20 protein-coding genes and 1 riboswitch are annotated in these 20,848 nt (G+C 71.6%); of the genes, 11 read left to right on the forward strand and 9 right to left on the reverse strand.

Going from position 1 to position 20,848, the window contains the following annotated elements:
- Positions 1-171: 171 nt before the first annotated feature.
- Both ACH4TL_RS28965 and ACH4TL_RS28970 read left to right on the forward strand, forming a co-directional pair.
- Positions 172-783 (forward strand): TetR family transcriptional regulator, encoded by a 612-nt coding sequence (locus ACH4TL_RS28965; protein WP_398321476.1) that lies wholly within the window; start codon positions 172-174, stop codon positions 781-783.
- A 183-nt stretch (positions 784-966) separates the two neighbouring features.
- Positions 967-1,593 (forward strand): response regulator transcription factor, encoded by a 627-nt coding sequence (locus tag ACH4TL_RS28970; RefSeq protein ID WP_398321479.1) that lies wholly within the window; start codon positions 967-969, stop codon positions 1,591-1,593.
- Positions 1,594-1,774: 181 nt separating this feature from the next.
- Here ACH4TL_RS28970 and ACH4TL_RS28975 read toward each other — a convergent pair whose 3' ends face one another.
- Together ACH4TL_RS28975 and ACH4TL_RS28980 are read right to left on the reverse strand one after the other, a co-directional pair.
- Entirely contained in the window at positions 1,775-2,008 is a 234-nt protein-coding gene (locus ACH4TL_RS28975; RefSeq protein ID WP_398321482.1) for a ferredoxin, read from the reverse strand.
- On the reverse strand, positions 2,008-3,474 hold the full coding sequence (locus ACH4TL_RS28980) for an aldehyde dehydrogenase (RefSeq protein ID WP_398321485.1): 1,467 nt from the start codon (positions 3,472-3,474) through the stop codon (positions 2,008-2,010). The genes ACH4TL_RS28975 and ACH4TL_RS28980 overlap by 1 nt, the downstream gene beginning before the upstream one ends.
- Positions 3,475-3,602: 128 nt before the next feature.
- Between ACH4TL_RS28980 and ACH4TL_RS28985 the strand changes: the two genes are divergently transcribed.
- Both ACH4TL_RS28985 and ACH4TL_RS28990 read left to right on the forward strand, forming a co-directional pair.
- Positions 3,603-4,649, forward strand: a complete 1,047-nt coding sequence (locus ACH4TL_RS28985; protein WP_398321488.1) for an MBL fold metallo-hydrolase — start codon at positions 3,603-3,605, stop codon at positions 4,647-4,649.
- A 35-nt stretch (positions 4,650-4,684) separates the two neighbouring features.
- The gene (locus tag ACH4TL_RS28990) at positions 4,685-5,086 is read left to right on the forward strand and encodes a nitroreductase/quinone reductase family protein (protein WP_398321491.1); all 402 of its coding nucleotides are present in this window, start codon (positions 4,685-4,687) and stop codon (positions 5,084-5,086) included.
- Positions 5,087-5,147: 61 nt separating this feature from the next.
- Here ACH4TL_RS28990 and ACH4TL_RS28995 read toward each other — a convergent pair whose 3' ends face one another.
- The gene (locus ACH4TL_RS28995) at positions 5,148-6,245 is read right to left on the reverse strand and encodes an LCP family protein (RefSeq protein WP_398321494.1); all 1,098 of its coding nucleotides are present in this window, start codon (positions 6,243-6,245) and stop codon (positions 5,148-5,150) included.
- Between the two features lie 372 nt (positions 6,246-6,617).
- The gene (locus ACH4TL_RS29000) at positions 6,618-7,016 is read right to left on the reverse strand and encodes a hypothetical protein (RefSeq protein WP_398321497.1); all 399 of its coding nucleotides are present in this window, start codon (positions 7,014-7,016) and stop codon (positions 6,618-6,620) included.
- A 234-nt stretch (positions 7,017-7,250) separates the two neighbouring features.
- Positions 7,251-7,330, forward strand: a riboswitch (cobalamin riboswitch).
- 155 nt (positions 7,331-7,485) lie between these two features.
- On the opposite strand from ACH4TL_RS29000, the gene ACH4TL_RS29005 reads away from it, so the two are divergent.
- From ACH4TL_RS29005 to ACH4TL_RS29025, 5 genes are all read left to right on the forward strand, one after another.
- Positions 7,486-8,721: a prenyltransferase/squalene oxidase repeat-containing protein gene (locus ACH4TL_RS29005; RefSeq protein ID WP_398321500.1), complete on the forward strand. Its 1,236-nt coding sequence runs from the start codon at positions 7,486-7,488 to the stop codon at positions 8,719-8,721.
- Positions 8,721-9,353 carry an SCO2322 family protein gene (locus ACH4TL_RS29010; protein ID WP_398321503.1) on the forward strand — a complete coding sequence of 211 codons (633 nt, stop codon included), beginning with the start codon at positions 8,721-8,723 and terminating at the stop codon, positions 9,351-9,353. Before ACH4TL_RS29005 ends, ACH4TL_RS29010 begins: the two co-directional genes overlap by 1 nt.
- 86 nt (positions 9,354-9,439) lie before the next feature.
- On the forward strand, positions 9,440-10,516 hold the full coding sequence (locus ACH4TL_RS29015; protein ID WP_398322142.1) for a CbiQ family ECF transporter T component: 1,077 nt from the start codon (positions 9,440-9,442) through the stop codon (positions 10,514-10,516).
- Complete coding sequence (locus ACH4TL_RS29020) at positions 10,513-12,135, forward strand: ABC transporter ATP-binding protein (protein WP_398321506.1); 1,623 nt, start codon at positions 10,513-10,515, stop codon at positions 12,133-12,135. Before ACH4TL_RS29015 ends, ACH4TL_RS29020 begins: the two co-directional genes overlap by 4 nt.
- Positions 12,132-12,959 (forward strand): ECF transporter S component, encoded by an 828-nt coding sequence (locus ACH4TL_RS29025; RefSeq protein WP_398321509.1) that lies wholly within the window; start codon positions 12,132-12,134, stop codon positions 12,957-12,959. Before ACH4TL_RS29020 ends, ACH4TL_RS29025 begins: the two co-directional genes overlap by 4 nt.
- Positions 12,960-13,025: 66 nt before the next feature.
- Here the strand turns inward: ACH4TL_RS29025 and ACH4TL_RS29030 are convergent, their stop codons facing one another.
- A complete protein-coding gene (locus ACH4TL_RS29030; protein WP_398321512.1) occupies positions 13,026-13,553 on the reverse strand; it encodes a hypothetical protein in 528 nt (175 codons plus the stop codon).
- Positions 13,554-13,644: 91 nt separating this feature from the next.
- On the reverse strand, positions 13,645-14,814 hold the full coding sequence (locus ACH4TL_RS29035; protein ID WP_398321515.1) for a steroid 3-ketoacyl-CoA thiolase: 1,170 nt from the start codon (positions 14,812-14,814) through the stop codon (positions 13,645-13,647).
- 240 nt (positions 14,815-15,054) lie between these two features.
- Here ACH4TL_RS29035 and ACH4TL_RS29040 point away from each other — a divergent pair, with 240 nt between their 5' ends.
- Complete coding sequence (locus ACH4TL_RS29040) at positions 15,055-16,287, forward strand: cytochrome P450 (RefSeq protein WP_398321518.1); 1,233 nt, start codon at positions 15,055-15,057, stop codon at positions 16,285-16,287.
- A gap of 15 nt (positions 16,288-16,302) precedes the next feature.
- On the opposite strand, the gene ACH4TL_RS29045 is transcribed toward ACH4TL_RS29040, so the two are convergent.
- The 3 genes from ACH4TL_RS29045 to ACH4TL_RS29055 form a co-directional block, all read right to left on the reverse strand.
- The gene (locus tag ACH4TL_RS29045) at positions 16,303-16,986 is read right to left on the reverse strand and encodes a superoxide dismutase family protein (RefSeq protein WP_398321521.1); all 684 of its coding nucleotides are present in this window, start codon (positions 16,984-16,986) and stop codon (positions 16,303-16,305) included.
- Positions 16,987-17,073: 87 nt separating this feature from the next.
- Positions 17,074-19,137: a bifunctional glycosyltransferase 87/phosphatase PAP2 family protein gene (locus ACH4TL_RS29050; protein WP_398322145.1), complete on the reverse strand. Its 2,064-nt coding sequence runs from the start codon at positions 19,135-19,137 to the stop codon at positions 17,074-17,076.
- Positions 19,138-19,412: 275 nt separating this feature from the next.
- Positions 19,413-20,306, reverse strand: coding sequence for an AraC family transcriptional regulator (locus ACH4TL_RS29055; RefSeq protein WP_398321524.1), 894 nt, complete (start codon positions 20,304-20,306; stop codon positions 19,413-19,415).
- A gap of 67 nt (positions 20,307-20,373) precedes the next feature.
- On the opposite strand from ACH4TL_RS29055, the gene ACH4TL_RS29060 reads away from it, so the two are divergent.
- On the forward strand, positions 20,374-20,784 hold the full coding sequence (locus ACH4TL_RS29060; RefSeq protein ID WP_398321527.1) for a DUF2000 family protein: 411 nt from the start codon (positions 20,374-20,376) through the stop codon (positions 20,782-20,784).
- Positions 20,785-20,848 lie beyond the last annotated feature (64 nt).

The raw sequence follows: 20,848 nt of genomic DNA on the forward strand, positions 1-20,848 counted from the left end.
AGACACGGCCATATCCGCGCGAGCCGGGCAAACGCGGCGGACGGCGGGCTCGAGCGACACGCGACCCTAGAACGAGTTTCACTGACTCGCGCCCCTAGGCCGACCCTGCCATCATGCACGGTGTCCGTTTGTCAACCGCAGCGCAGACACTATGCATCCGAAGTGAGACAAATGACCGCAGAAGTCAAGCCGGCCTCCTTGCAGCTGACCGAGCGGCAGGAGGCGCGCCGTCGGCGCATCCTGCACGCGAGTGCCCGGCTGGCCAGCCGCGGCGGCTTCGACGCGGTCCAGATGCGCGAGGTGGCCGAGCAATCCAGCGTGGCGCTCGGCACCCTCTACCGCTACTTCCCGTCCAAGGTCCATCTGCTGGTCGCGACCATGCAGGACCAGCTTCAGCACATGCACGAGACGCTGCGCAAGCGCCCGCCGACCGAGGAGGACCCGGCCACCCGCGTCGCCCAGACGCTGATGCGCGCCTTCCGCGCGCTCCAGCGCGAACCCCATCTGGCGGACGCGATGGTGCGGGCGCTCACCTTCGCCGACCGCTCGGTCAGCCCCGAGGTGGACATGGTCTCCCGGCTCACCACCGCGATCATCCTCGACGCGATGGGCCTGGAGGGCCAGCCGACCCCCGAGCAGCTGTCCGCGGTGCGGGTCATCGAGCACACCTGGCACTCGGCACTGATCACCTGGCTGTCCGGGCGGGCCTCGATCGCCCAGGTCAAAATCGACATCGAGACGGTCTGCCGGCTGATCGACCTGACGGCGCCAACGGCACCTTAGGGGCGCAGACGGCGCACGATGCGCCCAGGGGGCGCGCGACGGCAGCAAGAAGTGCGCCCGCGCGCCCCCCTTTGGCGCAAATTTCGCGTTCACGGGTTGGGCAATCCCGGTATTCATGAACGGCGCGCGACAGAGCGACGACGGCGTGCGACGAATCAACGTCTACAGGGGGTGAAGAACTCCGTGATACGGGTTCTTCTGGTACATGATTCATACCTGCTGCGGTCCGCGTTGGCCGCACTGATACAAGCCGAACCTGAGTTCGAGGTGGATTCCGCCGCCTGGCGTGACGCGCGTAGCAGAGCCCGCTCCTTACGACCGCACGTCTGCGTGGTCGACACGGACTGCCCCGGCTCCGACAAGGCCGCGCGCAAGGGCGAGTTGGGCAAGCTCATGACCGAGGCCCCGGCGGCCGAGAGCAGCCCGGAGTCCGGGCTGCTCGTGCTGGCCAACGCCGGGCGCCCCGGCCAGCTGCGGCGCGCGCACAAGGCGCGGGCCCTCGGCTACATCGACAAGAACGCCCCGCCCCAGCGGCTGCTGGACGGCATCCGGCACGTGGCGAAGCACGAGCGGTTCATCGACGACTCGCTGGGCTACGGCTTCCTCAAGGCGGCCGAGATCCCGCTGACCGAGCGCGAGCTGGGTGTCCTGTCACTGGCGGCCGACGGCGCCTCCATCGCGGAGATCGCCCGGACCCTGCACCTGTCCAACGGGACGATCCGCAACTACCTGGCCGCGATCACCCGGAAGACCGGCGCACGGAACCGAGTGGACGCGATCCGCATCTCACGGTGTGAGGGCTGGGTCTGACGGCCGGTCCGGGGTCTTGACGGCGGCGGCGCCGGTCCCCGTATCGGTGCCGTCGTAGCCGCCGCCGGGACCGATGTCGCGCCGATGGTGGAGGTCGTCGCGGACGGATGCCGGAGAAGCCGTACGCCTTTCAACGGACCCCCTCATAGACGCCCCCCGCAGTCCTGCTCATCACGTGGGCCTACTCATCAGGTGGGAAAACTTGTTCGCCGCTTCCGAGCAGCCGGATGGCGATGGCCTCGACCGGGCACCCCTCGGCCGCCACCAGCACCGCCTCGGACGCGTCCGCCTCCGGCTCGGCCGGATGCGACTGCCGCGCCGCGTCCAGCCGGAACCCTTCGGGCGCGCTGCTCACGCAGAACCCCGAGCCGATGCAGACGCCGCGGTCGACCTCGATCCGCCAGCGGTCCCCCATCAGCCCCGCTCCCCGTCCCACCCCTGCGGCAGGTGGATCATCTTGTGCTCCAGATACGCCGACAGCCCCTCGGGGCCGAACTCCCGCCCCAGGCCGGAGTTCTTGTAGCCGCCGAACGGGCCGAGCATGTCCAGGCTGAAGGTGTTCACCGAGTACGTACCGGTACGGATGCGGCGCGCGAAGTCGATGCCGCGCCCCACGTCCGCCGTCCACACGCTGCCGGACAGCCCGTAGTCGGAGTCGTTGGCGATCCGGGCCGCCTCCTCCTCGTCCCCGTACGGCAGCAGGCAGATGACCGGGCCGAAGATCTCCTCCCGGGCGATCCGCATCGTATTGGTGACGTCCCCGAACAGCGTCGGCTCCACGTACCACCCGGTGTCCTGGGCCTCGGGGCGGCCGCCGCCCGTCAGCACCTTGGCACCCTCACGCTGCCCGAGCGCGATGTAGTCCAGCGACCGCCGCTGCTGCCGCCGCGCCACCAGCGGGCCGACCTGGGTCGCCGGGTCCAGCGGATCGCCGACCACCAGGGCGGATGCGGCGGCCGCGAAGCGCTCGGCCAGCTCGTCGTAATGGCTGCGCGGGGCGAGGATGCGGGTCTGGGCGACGCACGCCTGCCCGTTGTTCATCCACGCGTTGGGCACGATGCCCGCGACCGCCGCCTCCAGATCCGCGTCGGGCAGGATCACCGCGGCCGACTTGCCGCCCAACTCCAGCGTCACCCGGGTCAGATGGCGCGATGCCACCTCCATGACGCGCTTGCCCGCCGTCACCGACCCGGTGAACGACACCTTGTCGACGCCCGGATGCCCGACCAGGTACTCGCTGACGTCCCGGTCCGCCGGAAGGATCGACAGCACCCCCTCCGGCAGCCCCGCCTCGGTCGCGATCTCCGCCAGCAGATACGCGTCCAGCGGCGTCTCGGGCGACGGCTTGAGGATCACCGAACATCCCGCCAGCAGCGCAGGGGCCAGCTTTGCGCCAGCCACGAACTGCGGCACGTTCCACGGCACGACAGCCGCCACCACCCCGACCGGCTCCCGCCGCACCAGCAGCGGCCCGAGCACCCCGGCCCGCGGCTCCTCGAAGGTGAAGTCGCGCGCCACCGTGATCGCCGCGTCCCACACCATCATCGCGCCGAGCGCCTGGGCGAGGACGCTCCAGGAGTACGGGGAGCCGTTCTGCGCGCTGATGACCTTCGCGATCTCCTCGTGCCGTACGGCGATCGCGTCCTTGATGCGCGTGACGACGGCGATCCGCTCCTCCAGCGGGGTACGCGGCCACTCCCCCTCGTCGAACGCCCGCCGCGCCGCCGCGACCGCCCGGTCCACATCGGCCCGCGCGGCGTGCGGCACCCGCCCGATGGCCTGTTCCGTATGCGGCGAGACGACCTCGATGGTCTCCGCCCCGGCCGGGTCGACCAGCGCCCCGCCGATGAAGAGCTGCCCGTACTCGATGAGGTCGCCCATCGCTGATGCCTCCCGCCGATACCTGACGATGCATCAGAACTGATACCAGTTCCAGTTATAGTCGGCAATGCATGCGCTGCCGGTGGTGCGGGCCGGTGATCCGGCCGCACTCGCGGAAAGGGGACCCCGTGCCAGAGGCGACCGATGTCATCGACCACGGCGGCGGGGTGTGGAGCATCCCCGTCCCCATCCCGGACAACCCGCTCGGCCACACCCTCGTCCATCTCCTCGACACCGACCGCGGGCCGGTCCTCATCGACACCGGCTGGGACGATCCGACCGCCTGGGACACCCTCACCGCCGGGCTGACCGCGTGCGGCACCGAGGTCTCCGCGGTCCACGGCGTCCTCGTCACCCACCACCACCCCGACCACCACGGGCTCTCCGGCCAGGTGCGGGAGGCATCGGGCGCGTGGATAGCCATGCACGGCGCCGACGCCCACGTCGTACGCCGCACCCGGGAGGCCGACCCCGCCCTCTGGCTCGACTACCTCGCCGAGAAGCTGGCCGCGGCCGGTGCCCCCGAGGACCATCTCGCCCCGTTGCGCGCCGCCCGAGCCGCGGGCCGTACGGACCTCCCGGGGCAACGGGCCGCCCTTCCCGACCGCGAGATCGCCCCCGGCGAACTCCTCGACCTCCCCGGCCGCCGCCTGCGCGCCATCTGGACCCCGGGCCACACCCCAGGACACGTCTGCCTCCACCTCGAAGAGGCCCATCCCACCGCGACCCACGACGGCTACGGCAGGCTCTTCTCCGGCGACCATCTGCTCCCCGAGATCAGCCCGCACATCGGGCTGTACGAGGACCCGACCGACGCCCACCGCACCGACCCGCTCGGCGACTACCTGACCTCCCTGAAGCGCATCGCCGCCCTCGATCCGGCCGAGGTCCTCCCGGCCCACCAGCACGCCTTCACCGACGCCCCCGGCCGCGTCCGCGCCCTCCTCCAGCACCACGAGGCGCGCCTGGCGAACCTCCGCGCCCTCCTCGCGACCCCGCACACCCCCTGGCAGCTCGCCGAGCGCATGGAGTGGAACCGCCCCTGGCCCGACATCCCCTACGGCTCCCGCAACATCGCCGTATCAGAGGCCGAGGCCCACCTCCGCCGCCTGGTGAACGAGGGCCGCGCCGAGCCCGTCCCCGGCACCGATCCGGTCACCTACCGGGCCCGCTGAGATCATGGGCGGACCGACGAACGAGAGGGCCACGGATGTCCCGTCACCACGGCCGCAAGCACCGCATCGTCACGACCTTCCAGCGCCGCGTCGGCAACCCGCTCCTCTCCCGGTTGCCGTTCCAGACCCTCCTGGAGACCACCGGCCGGGTCTCCGGCCTGCCCCGGCGCACCCCGGTCGGCGGGCGTCGCGTCGGCGACGCGTTCTGGTTCGTGTCGGAGTTCGGCGACAAGTCGCAGTATGTACGGAATCTCCGGGCCGATCCCAGGGTCCGGGTCCGCATCAACGGCACCTGGCACACCGGCACCGCGCACCCGCTCCCCGAGGACGACCCCCGCGCCCGCCTCAGGTCCCTCCCCCGCTACAACAGCGCCGCGGTCCGCGCCCTGGGCAACAACCTGCTGACCGTGCGCGTCGACCTCGACCCCACCGGCTGAGCGGCGCCCTCCGCGCTCTCCGCGCGCGGGCGGTGGCGGGCCCGCGCGCGGAGGGGCGGGGTCAGGGGGTGTTGTCGGTGACGGTGACCGGCTCGTCGTTGTTGAGCTGCTGCACCAGCTGCTTGACCTTGGCCTGGTCCCACTGGAGGTTGCCGCCGACGCTGCCCGCGGTCGGCATGTTCAGCGACTTGCCCCCGTTGCTGGTGACGTCCTTCATGGCGAGGAACATCCGGGCCAGGTAGTAGGGGTTCATGTCCTTGTCGACGATCAGGGTGTCCAGACCGGCCCCCATGGCGGGGTAGAGCTTGAACGGGTTCAGCAGCGTGCCGGGCGAAGCGGTCTGGGAGGCCAGCGCGGACAGGAACTTCTGCTGGTTCTTCGTGCGCTCCAGGTCACTGGCGGCGAACGCGTGCCGGCTGCGGACGAACGCGAGCGCCTGCCGCCCGTTCATCGTCTGCTCGCCCGCCTGGAAGTCGGCGCCGGCCTGCTTGTCCTTGAAGCCCTTGCTGAGGTTCATGTCGACGCCGCCGATGGCGTCCACGATGTTGGCGAAGCCGGAGAAGCCGACCTCCGCGTAGTGGTCGATGTGCAGACCGGTGTTGGCCTCGACGGTGCGGACGAGCAGCTGCGGGCCGTCCATGGCGTACGCGGCGTTCAGCTTGGTGGCACCCAGGGGACCCTTGATCTTCCCGGACTCGGAGCCGCGGAACTTCGGGATGGTGACGTTGGAGTCCCGCGGCAGGGATATGAGCGTCGGACCGGAGGAGCCGTCGTGCAGGATCATCATCGAGTCCGTGCGCTTGCCGTCGGCGGAGCCGGTGTGCAGGTCCTTCTTCTGCTGGTCGGACATGCCCTCGCGGCTGTCGGACCCGACGATCAGGTAGTTGGTGCCGTCGCCCGCCTGGGGGCGGTCGATCACCTGGCTGAGGTCGACTTCCTTGCGGAGCTTGGAGTCGGCCCAGAAGTACGTGGCGACCGAGGCGACCAGCAGGACGACGACCAGGGTGATCAGGACGCGCTTCACGGTCCGGCCGCGGCGGCGTGGGCGCCGGTACGGCTCATCGTGGCCATAGCCGTCGTCGTAGCCGTCGTCGTACTGGGACGGGACGCCGTACTGAGGCTGGAAATCATCGTTTCTGCTGTCGTTCCATTGGCGCATGCCCGGCAGTCTGCATTACCTATGGGGAGTAAATGCAAGTCGCCGGGAAGGCCATCCTCACCAGAACAAGATCAGAACAAGATCAAGGCAAGGAAAATACCGCCGCATCACCCGAGACATCATCTCTGGGTTGCGGTGCGATTCCTTTTCGTGACTACCCAGGGAAGAAATCAGCGTGATCTTCGCCCATCGCGAGCACGCCTGCGATCTTCCGTTCTTCCGCCTGTTCGGTGACCCTCCGGTGGTCATGTGATTACGCTGCCGGATTCCCTTCGGGCAGCCTCATCGTCGTCAGCGCCGACCGGCCGGAAAGTGTTACCCGGGACTACGGGGCATCCCCGCCGGGCGGGGGATGCCCCGGCGGGCGCGGGGTCAGAGCCGACGCACCCACGCCGCGGCTCCATGGCCGATAGCGAGGTAAATCACCGCAGGCAGGGCGTAGTTGAAGAAGACGCGAACACCTTCGGGTTCCATGGTGAAGATGTCCTGCGACCATGCGGCGAGCCAGTTCGCCACGCCGTGCACGAAGTCGACAAAGACATTCGCCTGGTTGGCGTCGAGCAGGTACAGCAGGAGCCACAGCCCCAGGAAAACGGCGGCGATGTCCGCGAGGCTGTGAATGATCAAGGCTGTCCGATCCGCCCCGCGACCACTCGAATTGCCTGCTCGGCGTCGGGGGGCGGAGGGACCGGGATCTCCCTGATAGGGAGCATTCGGGTTGTGCTGGTACGGAGAAGCGTTATCCGCGATGTGGCCATGGGGGTTGCTCATGGGCCTCTCTTTGCCGGGCCGAACCTGCCGAAACGACCTTCACGCTCGTTTCACAACGATGTTTTCGACGCGTTACCAATTCTGTTGGCGAGGCTGGCGGCCCGATTTTTCAACTTGGCCATTCCCCATTGGAGTTGCCACGGCCGGGCCGGGCGGGGCGGACGGGACCGCGGCGTCGTCAGCGGGTGAAGCGTCCGGTTAAAGTGGGCGGGAGAACTTCATCCGCGTTCGATCAGGGGAAGTCGGTGGAAGTCCGGCGCTGACCCGCAACCGTGAGCACGCGCCCGCGCGGGCGAGTGCGAGCCGGAGCACCTGGGCGGGCGCGACGCAGGAGGCTCCCGCCGTCCGGGTGTCCGGCGGCGGCACCGTCGTGGGATGCGGAGCTGAGCCCGGTGCCACCGCGTTCCGATACGTGGGTGGGCGGCCGTGCGTGGCTGCGTCACGCCCCTGATCGAGAGGCACGCCCGCCATGAACGTACGCCGCAGCGTCGCGGCCCTGGCCATCTCCGCCGCCTTGTGCGCGACCGCCGCGCCCGCCGCTCATGGCGACGACGCCAAGCGCCCGGAGGGGCTGTACGGCACCAAGGACCCCAAGTTCGACGGGGTGTGGCGGCAGTCGCTCGCGCTGCTCGCCCAGGACGCGGTCAAGGTGAAACCGGCCAAGTCGGCCATCGACTGGCTCGCCGGGCAGCAGTGCGCGGACGGCGGCTTCGCCGCGTACCGGGCGGACACCGGGAAGGCGTGCGACCCGAAGAAGGGCGAGTTCACGGACGCGACCGGCGCCGCGATACAGGCGCTGGCCGCGGTGGGCGGCCGGTCGGCGGCGGTCGAGAAGGGCATCGGCTGGCTCAAGCGGACCCAGAACGACGACGGCGGCTGGGGCATGAACCCCGGCGGCACGAGCGACGCCAACTCCACCTCGGTCGCGGTCGGCGCGTTCGCCGCGACCGGTCTGGATCCGGTGGAGGTCGCGGCCCCGGCGAGCGGCAAGACCCCGTACGACGCGCTGCTCGGGCTCCAGCTGGACTGCTCGGCGAAGGCCGGGCAGCGGGGCGCGTTCGCGTACACCGCGGGGAAGGGCGCGCCCGCCGCCAACGATCTGGCCACCGTGAGCGCGGCGCTGGCCACCCGGGGCTCGGGCCTCGCCATCGACCCGGTCGGCAAGGACGACGGCAAGAAGCCCGAGCCGCTGGCCTGCGGAGGGAAGGGCGGCGGTGCGGACCGTGCGCCGGAGGACGCCTCCGAGGCCGCGCTCGCCTATCTCTCCACCACCATGTCCGGCAACGGCATGCACCTGAAGTCCGCGACGCCCGGCGCCGCCAAGGCCCAGCCCGACTTCGGCGCCACCGCCGACGCGATCACGGCGCTCGCCGCGGGTCAGCACAGCGCGGCGGCCGCCAGGCCGTTGCAGTGGCTCCAGGGCAAGGACAGCGGCGCGGCGGCCTGGGCGAAGGGCGACCCGGGCGCGCTGGCCAAGCTGGTGCTCGCGGCACACGCGGCAGGTGCGGACCCCCGGCACTTCGGCGACGCCGACCTCGTACAGCAGCTCAACGCCACGGGCCCGAAGCCTGCCGAACAGCAGGGCGCGAAGGACGAAAAGGACGACGACGGCAAGGGCAGCGTCTGGTGGATCGTCGGAAGCTGCGCGGTGGCCGGTATGGGCATAGGTTTCCTGTTCAGCGGCCGTAAGCGGCAGCAGTCCTGATGGTCGGCCGCGCCGTACTGCTGCCGCTCGCGGCCGTACTCACCGTGCTCGCCGTCGCCGCGCCCGCGCAGGCCGAGGGATACCGCTACTGGTCGTTCTGGCAGCGGGGCGGGGACGGCGGCGGCTGGACGTACGCGTCGCAGGGCCCCTCCGCGGCCCGCCCAGGCGACGGCGACATGATCGGCTTCCGCTTCGCCGTCAGCGAGGACTCCCAGGACGCCGCCCGCCCCCGCGGCACGGCCCGCTACGCCGCGATCTGCGACGCGGGCACGCCCGCCAAGGACGGCACGAAACGGATCGCGGTCGTCCTCGACTTCGGCGCCCCGAAGGACGCGCCGGACGGCCGTACGCCCCCGAAGTCCCGCACCGCGTGTGCCCGCGTCGGCGAGGACGCGACCGCCGGGGAGGCCCTGGCGGCGGTGGCGAAGCCGCTGCGCTACAACTCCTCCGCGCTGCTGTGCGCCATCGCGAACTACCCGAAGTCGGGCTGCGGTGAGGCGGTGACCGCGCGGAAGACGGCGGACGGCACGAGCGACGACGGCGGCCCGTCGACCGGCCTGATAGGCGGCGCGGCCGTGGTCGTGGCCCTCGCCGCAGCGGCGGCCTGGCAGACCCGCCGCCGCCGGACGTGAACGGGGTGGGGTCGGCCGCGGTCCGCGCGGTCCAGCGCGCCCCCGGACGGGGGCGCGGCGCGCCCACCCCACGCCGCGGGGGCGCATTGCACGCCGGGGCGTGGTGGGTGTGGGCGCTGGGGCTGGGCACCGCCGCTTCCCGGACCACCAATCCGCTGCTGCTCGGGCTGATCGTCGCCGTCGCGGGCTATGTCGTGGCCGTGCGGCGCACCGACGCGCCCTGGGCGCGCTCGTACGCGGCGTTCCTCAAGCTCGGGCTGGTCGTGCTCGCGATCCGGCTCCTCTTCGCGTTGTTCTTCGGCTCGCCGATCCCCAGCACCCGTGTGCTGTTCACGCTGCCCGAGGTGCCGCTGCCCGACTGGGCGCAGGGAGTGCGGATCGGGGGGCGGGTCACGGCCGAGGGGCTGGTGTTCGCGCTGTACGAGGGGCTGAGGCTGGCCACCCTGCTGGTCTGCGTCGGCGCGGCGAACGCGCTGGCCAGCCCGGCGCGGCTGCTCAAGTCGCTGCCGGGCGCGCTGTACGAGGCGGGCGTGGCGGTGGTCGTGGCATGCACGTTCGCGCCGCATCTGGTGGCGGACGTCCAGCGGCTGCGCGCGGCGCGCAGGCTGCGCGGCCGCCCCGACCGCGGGATGAAGGCGCTGCTCCAGGTGGGACTTCCGGTGCTGGAGGGCGCGCTGGAGCGGTCCGTGGCCCTCGCGGCGGCGATGGACGCGCGCGGTTACGGCCGCACCGCGCAGGTCCCGCCCGCGGTGCGCCGTACGACGGCCGCGCTGACGCTGGGCGGGCTGCTCGGCGTCTGCTGCGGTACGTACGGGCTGCTCACCCCGGAGGGCGCGGCCTACGGGCTGCCGCTGCTGCTCGCCGGGCTCGCCGCCGCGCTGGGCGGGCTGTGGCTGGGCGGGCGCCGCTCGGTCCGCAGCCGCTACCGGCCGGACCGCTGGGGCGTGCGGGCCTGGCTGGTGTCGGGATCGGGGGTGGCGGTCGCGGCGCTGATGGTCCGGGCCGCCTCGTACGCGCCCGGGTCCCTGAACCCGCCCGCCGTCCCGCTCACCGCGCCGGACCTGCCGCTGTGGCCGGCGGCGGGCGTGCTGCTGGGGCTGCTCCCGGCGTTCGTCGCCCCGGCCCCTGCCCCCGACCGCACGACCGAGGAGGTCACGAAGTGATCCGCTTCGAGCAGGTGTCCGTCGTCTACGACGGCGCCGACCGGCCCGCCCTCCACGGGGTGGAACTCACCGTTCCGGAGGGTGAGCTGGCCCTGCTCGTCGGCCCCTCCGGAGTCGGCAAGTCGACACTCCTGGGCGCCGTCTCCGGGCTGGTGCCGCACTTCAGCGGGGGCACCCTGCGCGGCAGGGTCACGGTCGCGGGGCGGGACACCCGTACCCACAAGCCCCGCGAACTGGCCGACGTCGTCGGCACCGTGGGCCAGGACCCGCTCGCCCACTTCGTCACCGACACCGTCGAGGACGAACTCGCCTACGGAATGGAGTCGCTGGGCCTGCCGCCCGACACCATGCGCCGCCGCGTCGAGGAGACCCTCGACCTCCTCGGCCTCGCCGAGCTGCGCGACCGGCCCATCGCGACCCTCTCCGGCGGGCAGCGGCAGCGGGTCGCGATCGGCTCGGTGCTCACCACGCATCCGCGGGTCCTGGTGCTGGACGAGCCCACCTCGGCGCTCGACCCGGCCGCCGCGGAAGAGGTGCTGGCCGTGTTGCAGCGGCTGGTGCACGACCTGGGGACGACCGTGCTGATGGCCGAACACCGGCTGGAGCGGGTGGTGCAGTACGCGGACCTGGTGATCCTGCTGCCCGCCCCCGGCGCGGCCCCGGTCGTCGGCGAACCGGCCGAGATCATGCCGGTCTCGCCCGTGCAGCCGCCGGTGGTGGCGCTCGGCGGCCTCGCGGGGTGGACGGCCCCCGTCCCCCTGTCCGTACGGGACGCGCGCCGCAAGGCGGGGGCGCTGCGCGAGCGGCTGGCCCCGCTCACCCCGTACGCACCGCCCGCACCACAAGAAGCGGCACCCACCGCCCAGACCGACCGGCTCTCCGTACGGCACGGGCGCGTCGAGGCGCTGCACGACGTGGGCCTGTCGGTGCACCCCGGCGAGACGGTGGCGCTGATGGGCCGCAACGGGGCCGGAAAGTCGACGCTCCTCGCCGCGCTCGTCGGGATGCACGAACCGGCCGCCGGAACCGTTCGCGTCGGGCCGGACGGCAGCGCGCCGCACCGCACGCGCCCCGCCGAACTCCTGCGCCACGTGGGCCTCGTACCGCAGGAGCCGCGCGATCTGCTGTACGCGGACACGGTGGCGGCCGAGTGCGCGGCCGCCGACCAGGACGCGGGCGCGGCGCCCGGCACCTGCCGGGAGCTGGTCCGGGGCCTGCTGCCCGAGGTCGCGGACGGCACCCATCCGCGCGATCTGTCCGAGGGGCAGCGGCTCGCCCTCGCGCTGTCCGTCATCCTCACCGCCCGCCCGCCGCTGGTGCTGCTGGACGAGCCGACGCGCGGCCTGGACTACGCGGCGAAGGCCCGGCTGACCCGGGTGCTGCGCGGGCTGGCGGCGGACGGCCACGCAATCGTGCTGGCCACGCACGACGTGGAACTGGCCGCCGAACTCGCCCACCGGGTCGTCATCCTGGCCGACGGCGAGGTGGTCGCGGACGGTCCGACGGCGGAGGTCGTGATGTCCTCCCCCGCGTTCGCCCCGCAGGTCGCGAAGATCCTCGCGCCGCTGCCCTGGCTGACCGTGCCGCAGGTGCGCGACGCGCTGGAGCGGGCGCGATGACCGGGCTTCAGGCACGGGCACACGTACGCGCCGTCCGGCTCGGACCGCGCTCGGTCGTCGCCCTCGCGCTCGTCTCCGCGATCGGCGTCGCCGCGTTCACCTGGCCGCTCCTCGCACCCGCCCACTCCGGGGTGGCCGCCCGCGCCGCCGACGCGCCGTGGCTGTTCGCCGCGCTGCTGCCGCTGCTGCTGGCGGTGGTCGTGGCGACGATCGCCGACACCGGTCTGGACGCGAAGGCCATCGCGATGATCGGGGTGCTGGCGGCGGCGGGCGCCGCGCTGCGGCCGCTGGGCGCGGGCACGGCGGGCATCGAGCCGATGTTCTTCCTGATGGTGCTCTCGGGGCGGGTGCTGGGCCCCGGTTTCGGGTTCGTCCTCGGCTCGGTGACGATGTTCGCGTCGGCGCTGCTCACGGGCGGCGTCGGGCCGTGGATGCCGTATCAGATGCTGGCGATGGGGTGGGTCGCTCTTGGCGCGGGGCTGCTGCCCGGCGCCGGACGGCTGCGCGGCCGCCGCGAGCTGGCGCTGCTCGCTGCGTACGGGGCGGTCGCGTCCGTGGCGTACGGGACGGCCATGAACCTCCAGGGCTGGACGCTGATGCAGGGCATGTCGTCGGGAATCGCTTACGTGCCGGGCGACGCGCTCGGCGCGAACCTGGCCCGCTTCGTCGCGTACTGCCTGGCGACCTCGCTCGGCTGGGACCTGCCGCGCGCGGTGGTGACGGTCGTGCTGACCCTGACCCTCGGCGGGCCGATCCTGGGCGCGCTGCGGCGCGCCACGCGCCGGGCGGCGTTCGAGGCGCCGGTGGCGTTCGAGCGGCCATGACGGCGTAGGGCGTACGACGGGGCGGGCCCGGTGCGCGACGCACCGGGCCCGCCCGTCAAAGGTCCCTTACTGGTGGAAGATCCTGGCCCCCCACTGGGCGGCCCACCTGCCGTCACCGAACTGGAGGTTGGCGGTACACAGGCCGGTGTCGCCGTCGCAGTTCAGGGCCGTCACCGGAACCGGCGCCTTCACCGACTTACCCGCCTCTGCCGACCTCGCCGCCGCCTGGTGGAAGATCCGCGCGTCCCACTGCGCGACCCATCGGCCGTCGCCGAACCGCAGCCCGGCCGTGCACTTGTAGGTGTCACCGTCACAGTTGAGGGTCGTCACCGGGACCGGCGCCTTCACCGACTTCTCCGACTCGGCGGACACCGCCCGGGCCGCGCTCTGGTGGAACACGTTCGCATTCCAGTCCGCGAACCACCTGCCGTCCCCGAACTGGAGCCCGGCCGTGCACTTGTAGGTGTCGCCGTCGCAGGCAAGCGTGGTCACGGGGACCGGCGCCGCGCCGGCCGCCGGGGCGACCGTGGCCGACACCATGAGCAGGGCTCCCAGCCCCAGGAACGTACCGGTGAGCATTCGGCGAGCTGACATGTCGTCGCTTCCCTTCGACTCCGACCGCATGACGTGCCGCATCATGTCGCCCACCGGTCGAAGGTCACTTGAAGCGCAGAAGCCCCAATCCCTAAAGCCGCTGAATGATCGTCCCCGTCGCCAGCGCCCCGCCCGCGCACATCGTGATGAGCGCGAACTCCTTGTCCGCCCGCTCCAGTTCATGCAGCGCCGTGGTGATCAGCCGCGCGCCCGTCGCCCCCACCGGGTGGCCGAGCGCGATGGCGCCGCCGTTGACGTTCACCTTCTCCAGATCCTGCTCGAAGACCTGCGCCCAGGACAGCACGACCGACGCGAACGCCTCGTTGATCTCGATCACGTCGATGTCCTTGAGCGTCATCCCGGCCTTCCCCAGCACCGCCCGGGTCGCGTCGATCGGACCGTCGAGATGGTAGTGCGGATCGGTGCCGACCAGGGCCTGGGCCACGATCCGGGCGCGGGGCCGCAGCTTCAGCGCGCGGGCCATCCGCTTGGACGCCCACAGCACCGCGCACGCGCCGTCCGAGATCTGGGAGGAGTTGCCCGCCGTATGGACGGCGGTCGGCATGATGGGCTTGAGCCCACCCAGCGCCTCCATGCTGGTGTCGCGCAGCCCCCCGTCCCGGTCGACGGCCCGCCACATGCCCTCCCCGGCCGCCTGCTCCTCCTCGGTCGTGGGCACCTGCACCGCGAAGGTCTCGCGCTTGAAGCGCTCCTCGGCCCAGGCGCGGGCGGCGCGCTCCTGGGAGACCAGGCCGAGGGAGTCGACCTTCTCGCGGGTGAGCCCGCGCCGCCGGGCGATCCGCTCGGCGGCCTCGAACTGGTTGGGGAGGTCGACGTTCCACTCCTCGGGGAACGGCTTGCCAGGACCGTGCTTGGAGCCGCTGCCGAGCGGCACCCGCGACATGGCCTCGACGCCGCACCCGATGCCGATGTCGATGACGCCGGTGGCGACCATGGTGGCCACCATGTGGTTGGCCTGCTGGGAGGAGCCGCACTGGCAGTCCACGGTCGTCGCCGCCGTCTCGTACGGAAGCCCCATGGCCAGCCAGGCGGTGCGCGCGGGGTTCATGGACTGCTCTCCCGCGTGGGTGACCGTGCCGCCGACAATCTGTTCGACGCAGTCGGGCTGGATGCCGGTGCGGGCGAGGAGTTCGCGGTAGGTTTCACCGAGGAGATACGCGGGGTGGAGATTGGCGAGCGCGCCTCCGCGCTTTCCGATCGGGGTGCGTACGGCTTCGACGATGACGGGTTCCGCGGCCATGACTCGTCCTCTTCTCCATCGCGTCCGCGGGGGCTCCCGGCAGCGCGCCCGCGTCAGAACTAGTACGCGTTCTAGTTCTTCTCTCAGTCTGCTGAGGCCCGGCCTGACGGCGCAAGGGTTGTGCACAGGGCGAGTTGAGGCGTCCGCCTCAAGAAGACGTGCCGTGGCCCTTGCTACTTGTAGAACCCGTTACTACCTTCTGGACACTTTCTGATAGGCCGTCAGATCCGGAGGTGGCCGATGTCCTGTCCAGCGCTCCCCGAAGGCTTTGACTTCACCGACCCCGACCTCCATCAGCACCGGGTGCCACTCCCCGAGTTCGCCCAGCTGCGACAGACGGCCCCCGTGTCCTGGATTCCCCAGCGGCATGGCATCGCCGGGTACGACGACGACGGCTACTGGGCCGTCACCCGGCACGCCGACGTCAAGGAGGTCTCGACCCGGCCCGAGATCTTCTCCTCCCACCGCAACACCGCGATCATCCGCTTCAACGAGCACATCCAGCGCGACCAGATCGAGGTCCAGAAGCTGATCATGCTCAACATGGACCCGCCCGAGCACACCCGGGTCCGCCAGATCGTCCAGCGCGGCTTCACCCCGCGCGCGATCCGCTCCCTGGAGGACGCCCTCCACGACCGCGCCGTACGCATCGTGGCCGGCGCCAAGGAGAACGGCACCGGCGACTTCGTCACCGACATCGCCTGCGAACTCCCCCTCCAGGCCATCGCCGAACTGATCGGCATCCCCCAGCAGGACCGGTCCAAGATCTTCGACTGGTCAAACAAGATGGTCGCGTACGACGACCCGGAGCTGGCCATCACCGAGGAGATCGGCGCCGAGTCGGCCATGGAGCTGATCTCGTACGCCATGAACCTGGCCTCCGACCGCAAGCAGTGCCCCGCCAAGGACATCGTCAGCGCGCTGGTCGCCGCCGAGGACGAGGGCAACCTGGGCTCCGACGAGTTCGGCTTCTTCGTCCTGCTGCTGGCCGTCGCGGGCAACGAGACCACCCGCAACGCCATCAGCCACGGCATGCACGCCTTCCTCACCCACCCCGAACAGTGGGAGCTGTTCAAGCGCGAGCGCCCGGCCACCGCCGCCGACGAGATCGTCCGGTGGGCCACCCCCGTGATGTCCTTCCAGCGCACCGCCACCCAGGACACCGCCCTCGGCGGCCAGGCCATCCGGGCGGGCCAGCGGGTCGGGGTGTTCTACTCCTCCGCCAACAACGACCCCGAGGTCTTCGACCGCCCCGAGGTCTTCGACATCACCCGCGACCCCAACCCCCACCTCGGCTTCGGCGGCGGCGGACCGCACTTCTGCCTCGGCAAGAGCCTCGCCGAACTGGAGATCCGGCTGATCTTCAACGCGATCGCCGACACCCTTCCCGGCATCCGCCTCACCGGCGCGCCGCGGCGGCTGCGGTCGGCGTGGCTGAACGGGATCAAGGAGCTGCGGGTGAGCTACGCGTAGCCCTCACCGACCGCGCTACTTGAACGGGACGTTGATGCAGGCCACCCGGTTTCCGGCCATGCCCGCCTTGCCCATCTGCGTGGCGGTGCCATGCTCGTGGATCACCACCGAGCGCGCCTCACCGGCCCTGAAGTGCCACTTCACCAGCGACTTGGCGCGGGCGTCACCGCTGCTGTTGGTGGTGGCCCCGAGCCACATCTCGTTGCGCGGGTTGGCGTACTTGGGGTTCGTGGAGGGCTGCTTCGGGTCCTTCACGTTCTGGTAGTGCGGGCCGGACGAATCGGGCTTGGTGCCGCACGACCTGGTGTGCACGTGTATCCCGAAGTGGTGGTTCGGCGCGACCCCGCGCAGGGCCAGGAAGACGAACGTGCCGTTCGGCGGCATCCCGTGCTTCCAGTGCTGCCCGTGCTCACCGTGCTCCTGCATCTCGTGCTCCCCCATCTCGCCGTGCCACTTCCCGTGCGGAATCCGCACCTCCGCGACGAGCACCACCGCGGACGTGGGCACCAGCTTCTTGTCGTACGTCACCGCACCACTGGTGCCGTGAGCCTCCGAAGCCGGCCGGAACTTCTCCAGGACGAACGCCGTGGGGTTCGGCGACGGGTGCGGGTCGGCCGTGGCGCTGGGCGCCGCGACCGCGGGAGAGATGACGGTCATCGATGCGGCCAGCGCTGCGGCTGCCGCCGTTACCAGGGACATCCTCAGATCCCTCCTCGGTCGGGACCCCCGAGACTTCCTGGCGTTTTATACCGCTTTTCCCCACGCTAGACCGGTGCACCGGCCCCTTCAACGCGAGGCGTCGGCCGCTTCCGCGCTCTCCGTCGGATGGGGGATCTCCGCGACCTGCGACGTTGCGTCCGGCTCCCCGGCGCGTGGCCTCCGCAACCGCGCCCGCGCGCGCTCCCGTACGCCCCGGGCGCCCGCCGACAGCATCTCGCCGACTGGGCCGTTCGCCTCCTCGGCGGGCTTCCGGCCGACCCCGAGCAGCACGTACTGAAGGCCGAATCCCGCCGCGACGACCGCCGCGCCGCCGACCGCGTCCAGCACGTAGTGGTTCGCCGTGCCGACGATCACCGCGACCGTGAACAGCGGATACAGCATGCCGAGGATCTTCATCCAGAGGTACGGCGCCACCAGCGCGATCACCACCCCGCACCACAGCGACCAGCCCACGTGCAGCGACGGCATCGCCGCGTACTGGTTGGACAGCTTGGTGAGCGCGCCGAAGTCCGGGTTGTTCAGATCCTGCGGGCCGTGCGCCGTGTCGACGTACCCGAGGCCCATCAGCCGCGGCGGGGCCAGCGGGTAGAGCCAGAAGCCGACCAGCGCGAGCATCGTGCCGAAGGCGAGCGGGGTGCGGGCCCAGCGGTAGGTCGCGGGGCGGCGCAGATACAGCCAGCCCAGCAGGGACAGCGGGACGAGGAAGTGGAAGGTGCTGTAGTACCAGTTCATCCAGTCCCTCAGCCACGGGGTGTCCGCGACCAGCCGGTTGAACCAGTGCTCGATGTCGATGTGCAGGAAGCGCTCGACGGCCAGCACCTCATGGCCGTGGCCCTCGGCGACGCTGCGCTCGTCGGGCGCGTGCGCCCGGATCCACGAGTACGCGAAGTAGCCGACGCGGATGAACATCAGCTCCAGCAGCAGATTCGGCCGGGACAGCGGCCGCCGTACGAAGCGCAGCAGCGGCATCCAGGCGAAGCGGCCGCGGTGCGGCTCCTGGACCGGCGTCGGCTCCGGGCTGTCCCACTGCGGGGAGGTCCGGGAGACGAACGGCACCAGGCAGGCCGCGGCGAGCGCGGCCAGCAGCGGCGCGTTGTAGCCGATGTGCCCGGCGATCTGGAGGTCGGGCAGCAGCGCGGTACGGCTCAGCGTCATCACCAGCACCACCAGCACCGGCCACACCAGCCGGTCGGCGGCCCGGCGGCCCACCCGGCCGACCACCGCGAGCAGGATCCACAGCTGCTGGTACTGCCACGAGGTGGGCGAGACCGCCAGCGCCACACAGCCGGTGATCGCAGCGGCCAGCAGCAGCTGCCCGTCCCGTGCGTACCGCACCGCGCGGCGCAGGCCGACGACCGCGACCGCCACCGCCAGGACCGCGAGCAGCACCAGCTCGACGGGCCCCTCAAGACCGATGCGCAGCAGCAGCCCGTGCAGCGACTGGTTGGCCAGGCTGTCCGCGGGCTCGCCGAGCCCGGCGCCGCCGAGGTGATGGACCCAGTACGACACGGAGTCGCGCGGCATGACCGCCCACGCCAGCGCGGTGCACACGGCGAACGTCGCGCCCGCCAGCCCGGCCGAGCGCCGCCGCCCCAGCAGCCACAGGACGGCGCCGAACAGCAGCAGCGCGGGCTGGAGGGCCGCGGCCACGCCGATCAGCACGCCCGCCTGCCGCCCTGAGGTCCGCGGCAGCACGGTGAGCACGACCAACAGCACCGGAATGATGCTCGTCTGACCGAGCGTGAAGGTGTTGCGGACCGGAAGGGACAGCGTCAGCAGGCAGATCGCCAGCGGCGCGGCCAGCAGCGCGGTGCGGCGGGAGACCGGCCCCGGCAGGGCGCGCGCGGCGGTCAGCCCGAGGACGACGACGAGCAGCAGGGTGCCGAACGTCCAGGCGACGCCCAGGCTCTGCTCGGCGGCCCGGGTCAGCGGCTTGAGCACCAGACCGGAGAACGGAGTGCCGGTGAACGCGTCCCCGTGGTACAGCGAACCGCCCACATGGAGGACACCCTCCTCACCGATCCAGGTCTCCAGGTCGGTCAGCCGCTCGTCCGGAGGCAGCCGCAGCACCGCCGCCGCCTGACGGACGGCGAGCAGACCGGCCAGCAGCCAGAGGGCCCCGAGGCCCATCATCGTCCGCGACGTCCGTGCCCCGAGGGCGCCGGAGCCCGGCCCCGTACCCGAGGTGCTCCCCAGTCCGCCTCGCTCCGCGTTCACCACGCCCTGCCGCTCCCCCACTCGCCCTCTTTACCTGTTCAGCATGCCGGAGACCCTACTGAGCCCCTTACTCAGACGCGCCACATCTCGCCTTCACCTGACTGTCGCCCGTGGTTGTCCGAAAGCTGACACCCTTTGGCGGGAGTGTGTCTGTACGGAGGGGCTCGGCACGATCCCGGCCAATTTCATCAGGGCTGCGGGGTACGCCGCGAATCGGGATCCGCGGCGTGCTGGAACGCCCCCGGGGTGATTCCGAAACACCGTACGAACCAGCGGTGGAAGTGACTCTGGTCGGCGAACCCCGCCGCGGCCGCCGCCTCCGCCGCCGTGACGCCCGCCACCAGCAGCCCGCGCGCCTGACGCAGCCGCAGCTGGCGCTGGAAGTCGCTCGGCGCCATCCCGTACTCCGCCCGGAACGCCCGGTACAGGGCGAACCGGCTGCACCCCGCCGCCTCCGCCAGCCGCTCCGCCGAGATCTCCGTCGCGTACTCCGCCTCCAGCAGCGCCCGCGCCCGGCGCGCAGCCCACGCCTGCGCGCCCCCGGTCGGCAGCGCCGTGGCCCGCACCGGGCGGGTCGCGCTGCGCCGCACCATCGCGCCGACCGCCGCGGTCAGCCGCTCGTCGCGGACGAGCGGACCGGCGCCGCCGATCAGCGCGGTGTGCAGCCGCAGCAGCGCGCGCCCGAGCACCGGGTCGTCCAGCACCGGCTGGTCGAACAGCGGCAGCGCCACCGGCCCGTCCGCGCCGCCCCCCACATCGGCGAGCACGTCCCGCACCACATCCGGCCCCATGTGCATGATGCGGTACTTGTACCCGAGTTCGGCGGCAGCCTCCCCGTCATGCGGATCGTCCGGGTTGAACACCATCACCATCCCCGCCCCGCTGGTCCGCAGCGCGCCCCGGCAGCGGAAGCGCTGCGCGCCGATCTCGGTGACGGCGAAGGAGTACGTGTCGTGGCTGTGCGGATGGAAGCGATGGCTGAAGAAGTGCGCGTGCATGGCTTCCACGGACCGCTCCGGGTCACGCCAATACCGGGCCCAGTCGCCCGAACCCCCACCACTGTGCGTGCCTTCTGCACCCATCACCCCATTCTGCCGTCTCGCACCAGCGTTCAATACGGGGCCTCGGAACCCGGGCGAAGGTGACGGCATGCGATTCGACACCAAGATCGCCGTCATCGTCCGGGACGACCTCGCCGACTGGCAGAAGCTGACCGTGACGGCCTTCCTCTCCAGCGGACTCTCCCGCGTCAGCGACGACATCGTCGGCAAGCCGTACGAGGACGCCTCGGGCAACACCTACCTCCCGATGTTCCGCGAACCGGTCCTCGTCTACGCCGCTGACACCCCCGGCCTCTTCCGCGCCCACACCCGCGCCCTCACCCACGGCCTCCCGATCGCCCTCTACACCGAGGAGCTGTTCGGCACCGACAACGAGGACGACAACCGCGCCGCGGTCCGCCCGGTGGAGGCCCCCGACCTCAACCTGGTCGGCCTCGCCCTCTACGGCCCGCGCGGCCAGGTCGACAAGGTGACACGGGGTTTGCGGCCGCACCGCTGAAACGATTAATTCGGACAACGGTTCCCAGGGTGAACGTGCGGCTCTGGCGCGGCATTCGGGCTCG

Source organism: Streptomyces sp. NPDC021115, from assembly GCF_044333065.1.
Lineage (GTDB): Bacteria > Actinomycetota > Actinomycetes > Streptomycetales > Streptomycetaceae > Streptomyces.

Coding starts and splice junctions, on each gene's coding strand:
- ACH4TL_RS28965 (WP_398321476.1), top strand. CDS start 172: ATGACCGCAGAAGTCAAGCCGGCCTCCTTGCAGCTGACCGAGCGGCAG.
- ACH4TL_RS28975 (WP_398321482.1), bottom strand. CDS start 2,008: ATGGGGGACCGCTGGCGGATCGAGGTCGACCGCGGCGTCTGCATCGGC.
- ACH4TL_RS28980 (WP_398321485.1), bottom strand. CDS start 3,474: ATGGGCGACCTCATCGAGTACGGGCAGCTCTTCATCGGCGGGGCGCTG.
- ACH4TL_RS28990 (WP_398321491.1), top strand. CDS start 4,685: ATGTCCCGTCACCACGGCCGCAAGCACCGCATCGTCACGACCTTCCAG.
- ACH4TL_RS28995 (WP_398321494.1), bottom strand. CDS start 6,245: ATGCGCCAATGGAACGACAGCAGAAACGATGATTTCCAGCCTCAGTAC.
- ACH4TL_RS29000 (WP_398321497.1), bottom strand. CDS start 7,016: ATGAGCAACCCCCATGGCCACATCGCGGATAACGCTTCTCCGTACCAG.
- ACH4TL_RS29005 (WP_398321500.1), top strand. CDS start 7,486: ATGAACGTACGCCGCAGCGTCGCGGCCCTGGCCATCTCCGCCGCCTTG.
- ACH4TL_RS29010 (WP_398321503.1), top strand. CDS start 8,721: ATGGTCGGCCGCGCCGTACTGCTGCCGCTCGCGGCCGTACTCACCGTG.
- ACH4TL_RS29025 (WP_398321509.1), top strand. CDS start 12,132: ATGACCGGGCTTCAGGCACGGGCACACGTACGCGCCGTCCGGCTCGGA.
- ACH4TL_RS29030 (WP_398321512.1), bottom strand. CDS start 13,553: ATGTCAGCTCGCCGAATGCTCACCGGTACGTTCCTGGGGCTGGGAGCC.
- ACH4TL_RS29035 (WP_398321515.1), bottom strand. CDS start 14,814: ATGGCCGCGGAACCCGTCATCGTCGAAGCCGTACGCACCCCGATCGGA.
- ACH4TL_RS29040 (WP_398321518.1), top strand. CDS start 15,055: ATGTCCTGTCCAGCGCTCCCCGAAGGCTTTGACTTCACCGACCCCGAC.
- ACH4TL_RS29045 (WP_398321521.1), bottom strand. CDS start 16,986: ATGTCCCTGGTAACGGCGGCAGCCGCAGCGCTGGCCGCATCGATGACC.
- ACH4TL_RS29050 (WP_398322145.1), bottom strand. CDS start 19,137: ATGGGCCTCGGGGCCCTCTGGCTGCTGGCCGGTCTGCTCGCCGTCCGT.
- ACH4TL_RS29055 (WP_398321524.1), bottom strand. CDS start 20,306: ATGGGTGCAGAAGGCACGCACAGTGGTGGGGGTTCGGGCGACTGGGCC.
- ACH4TL_RS29060 (WP_398321527.1), top strand. CDS start 20,374: ATGCGATTCGACACCAAGATCGCCGTCATCGTCCGGGACGACCTCGCC.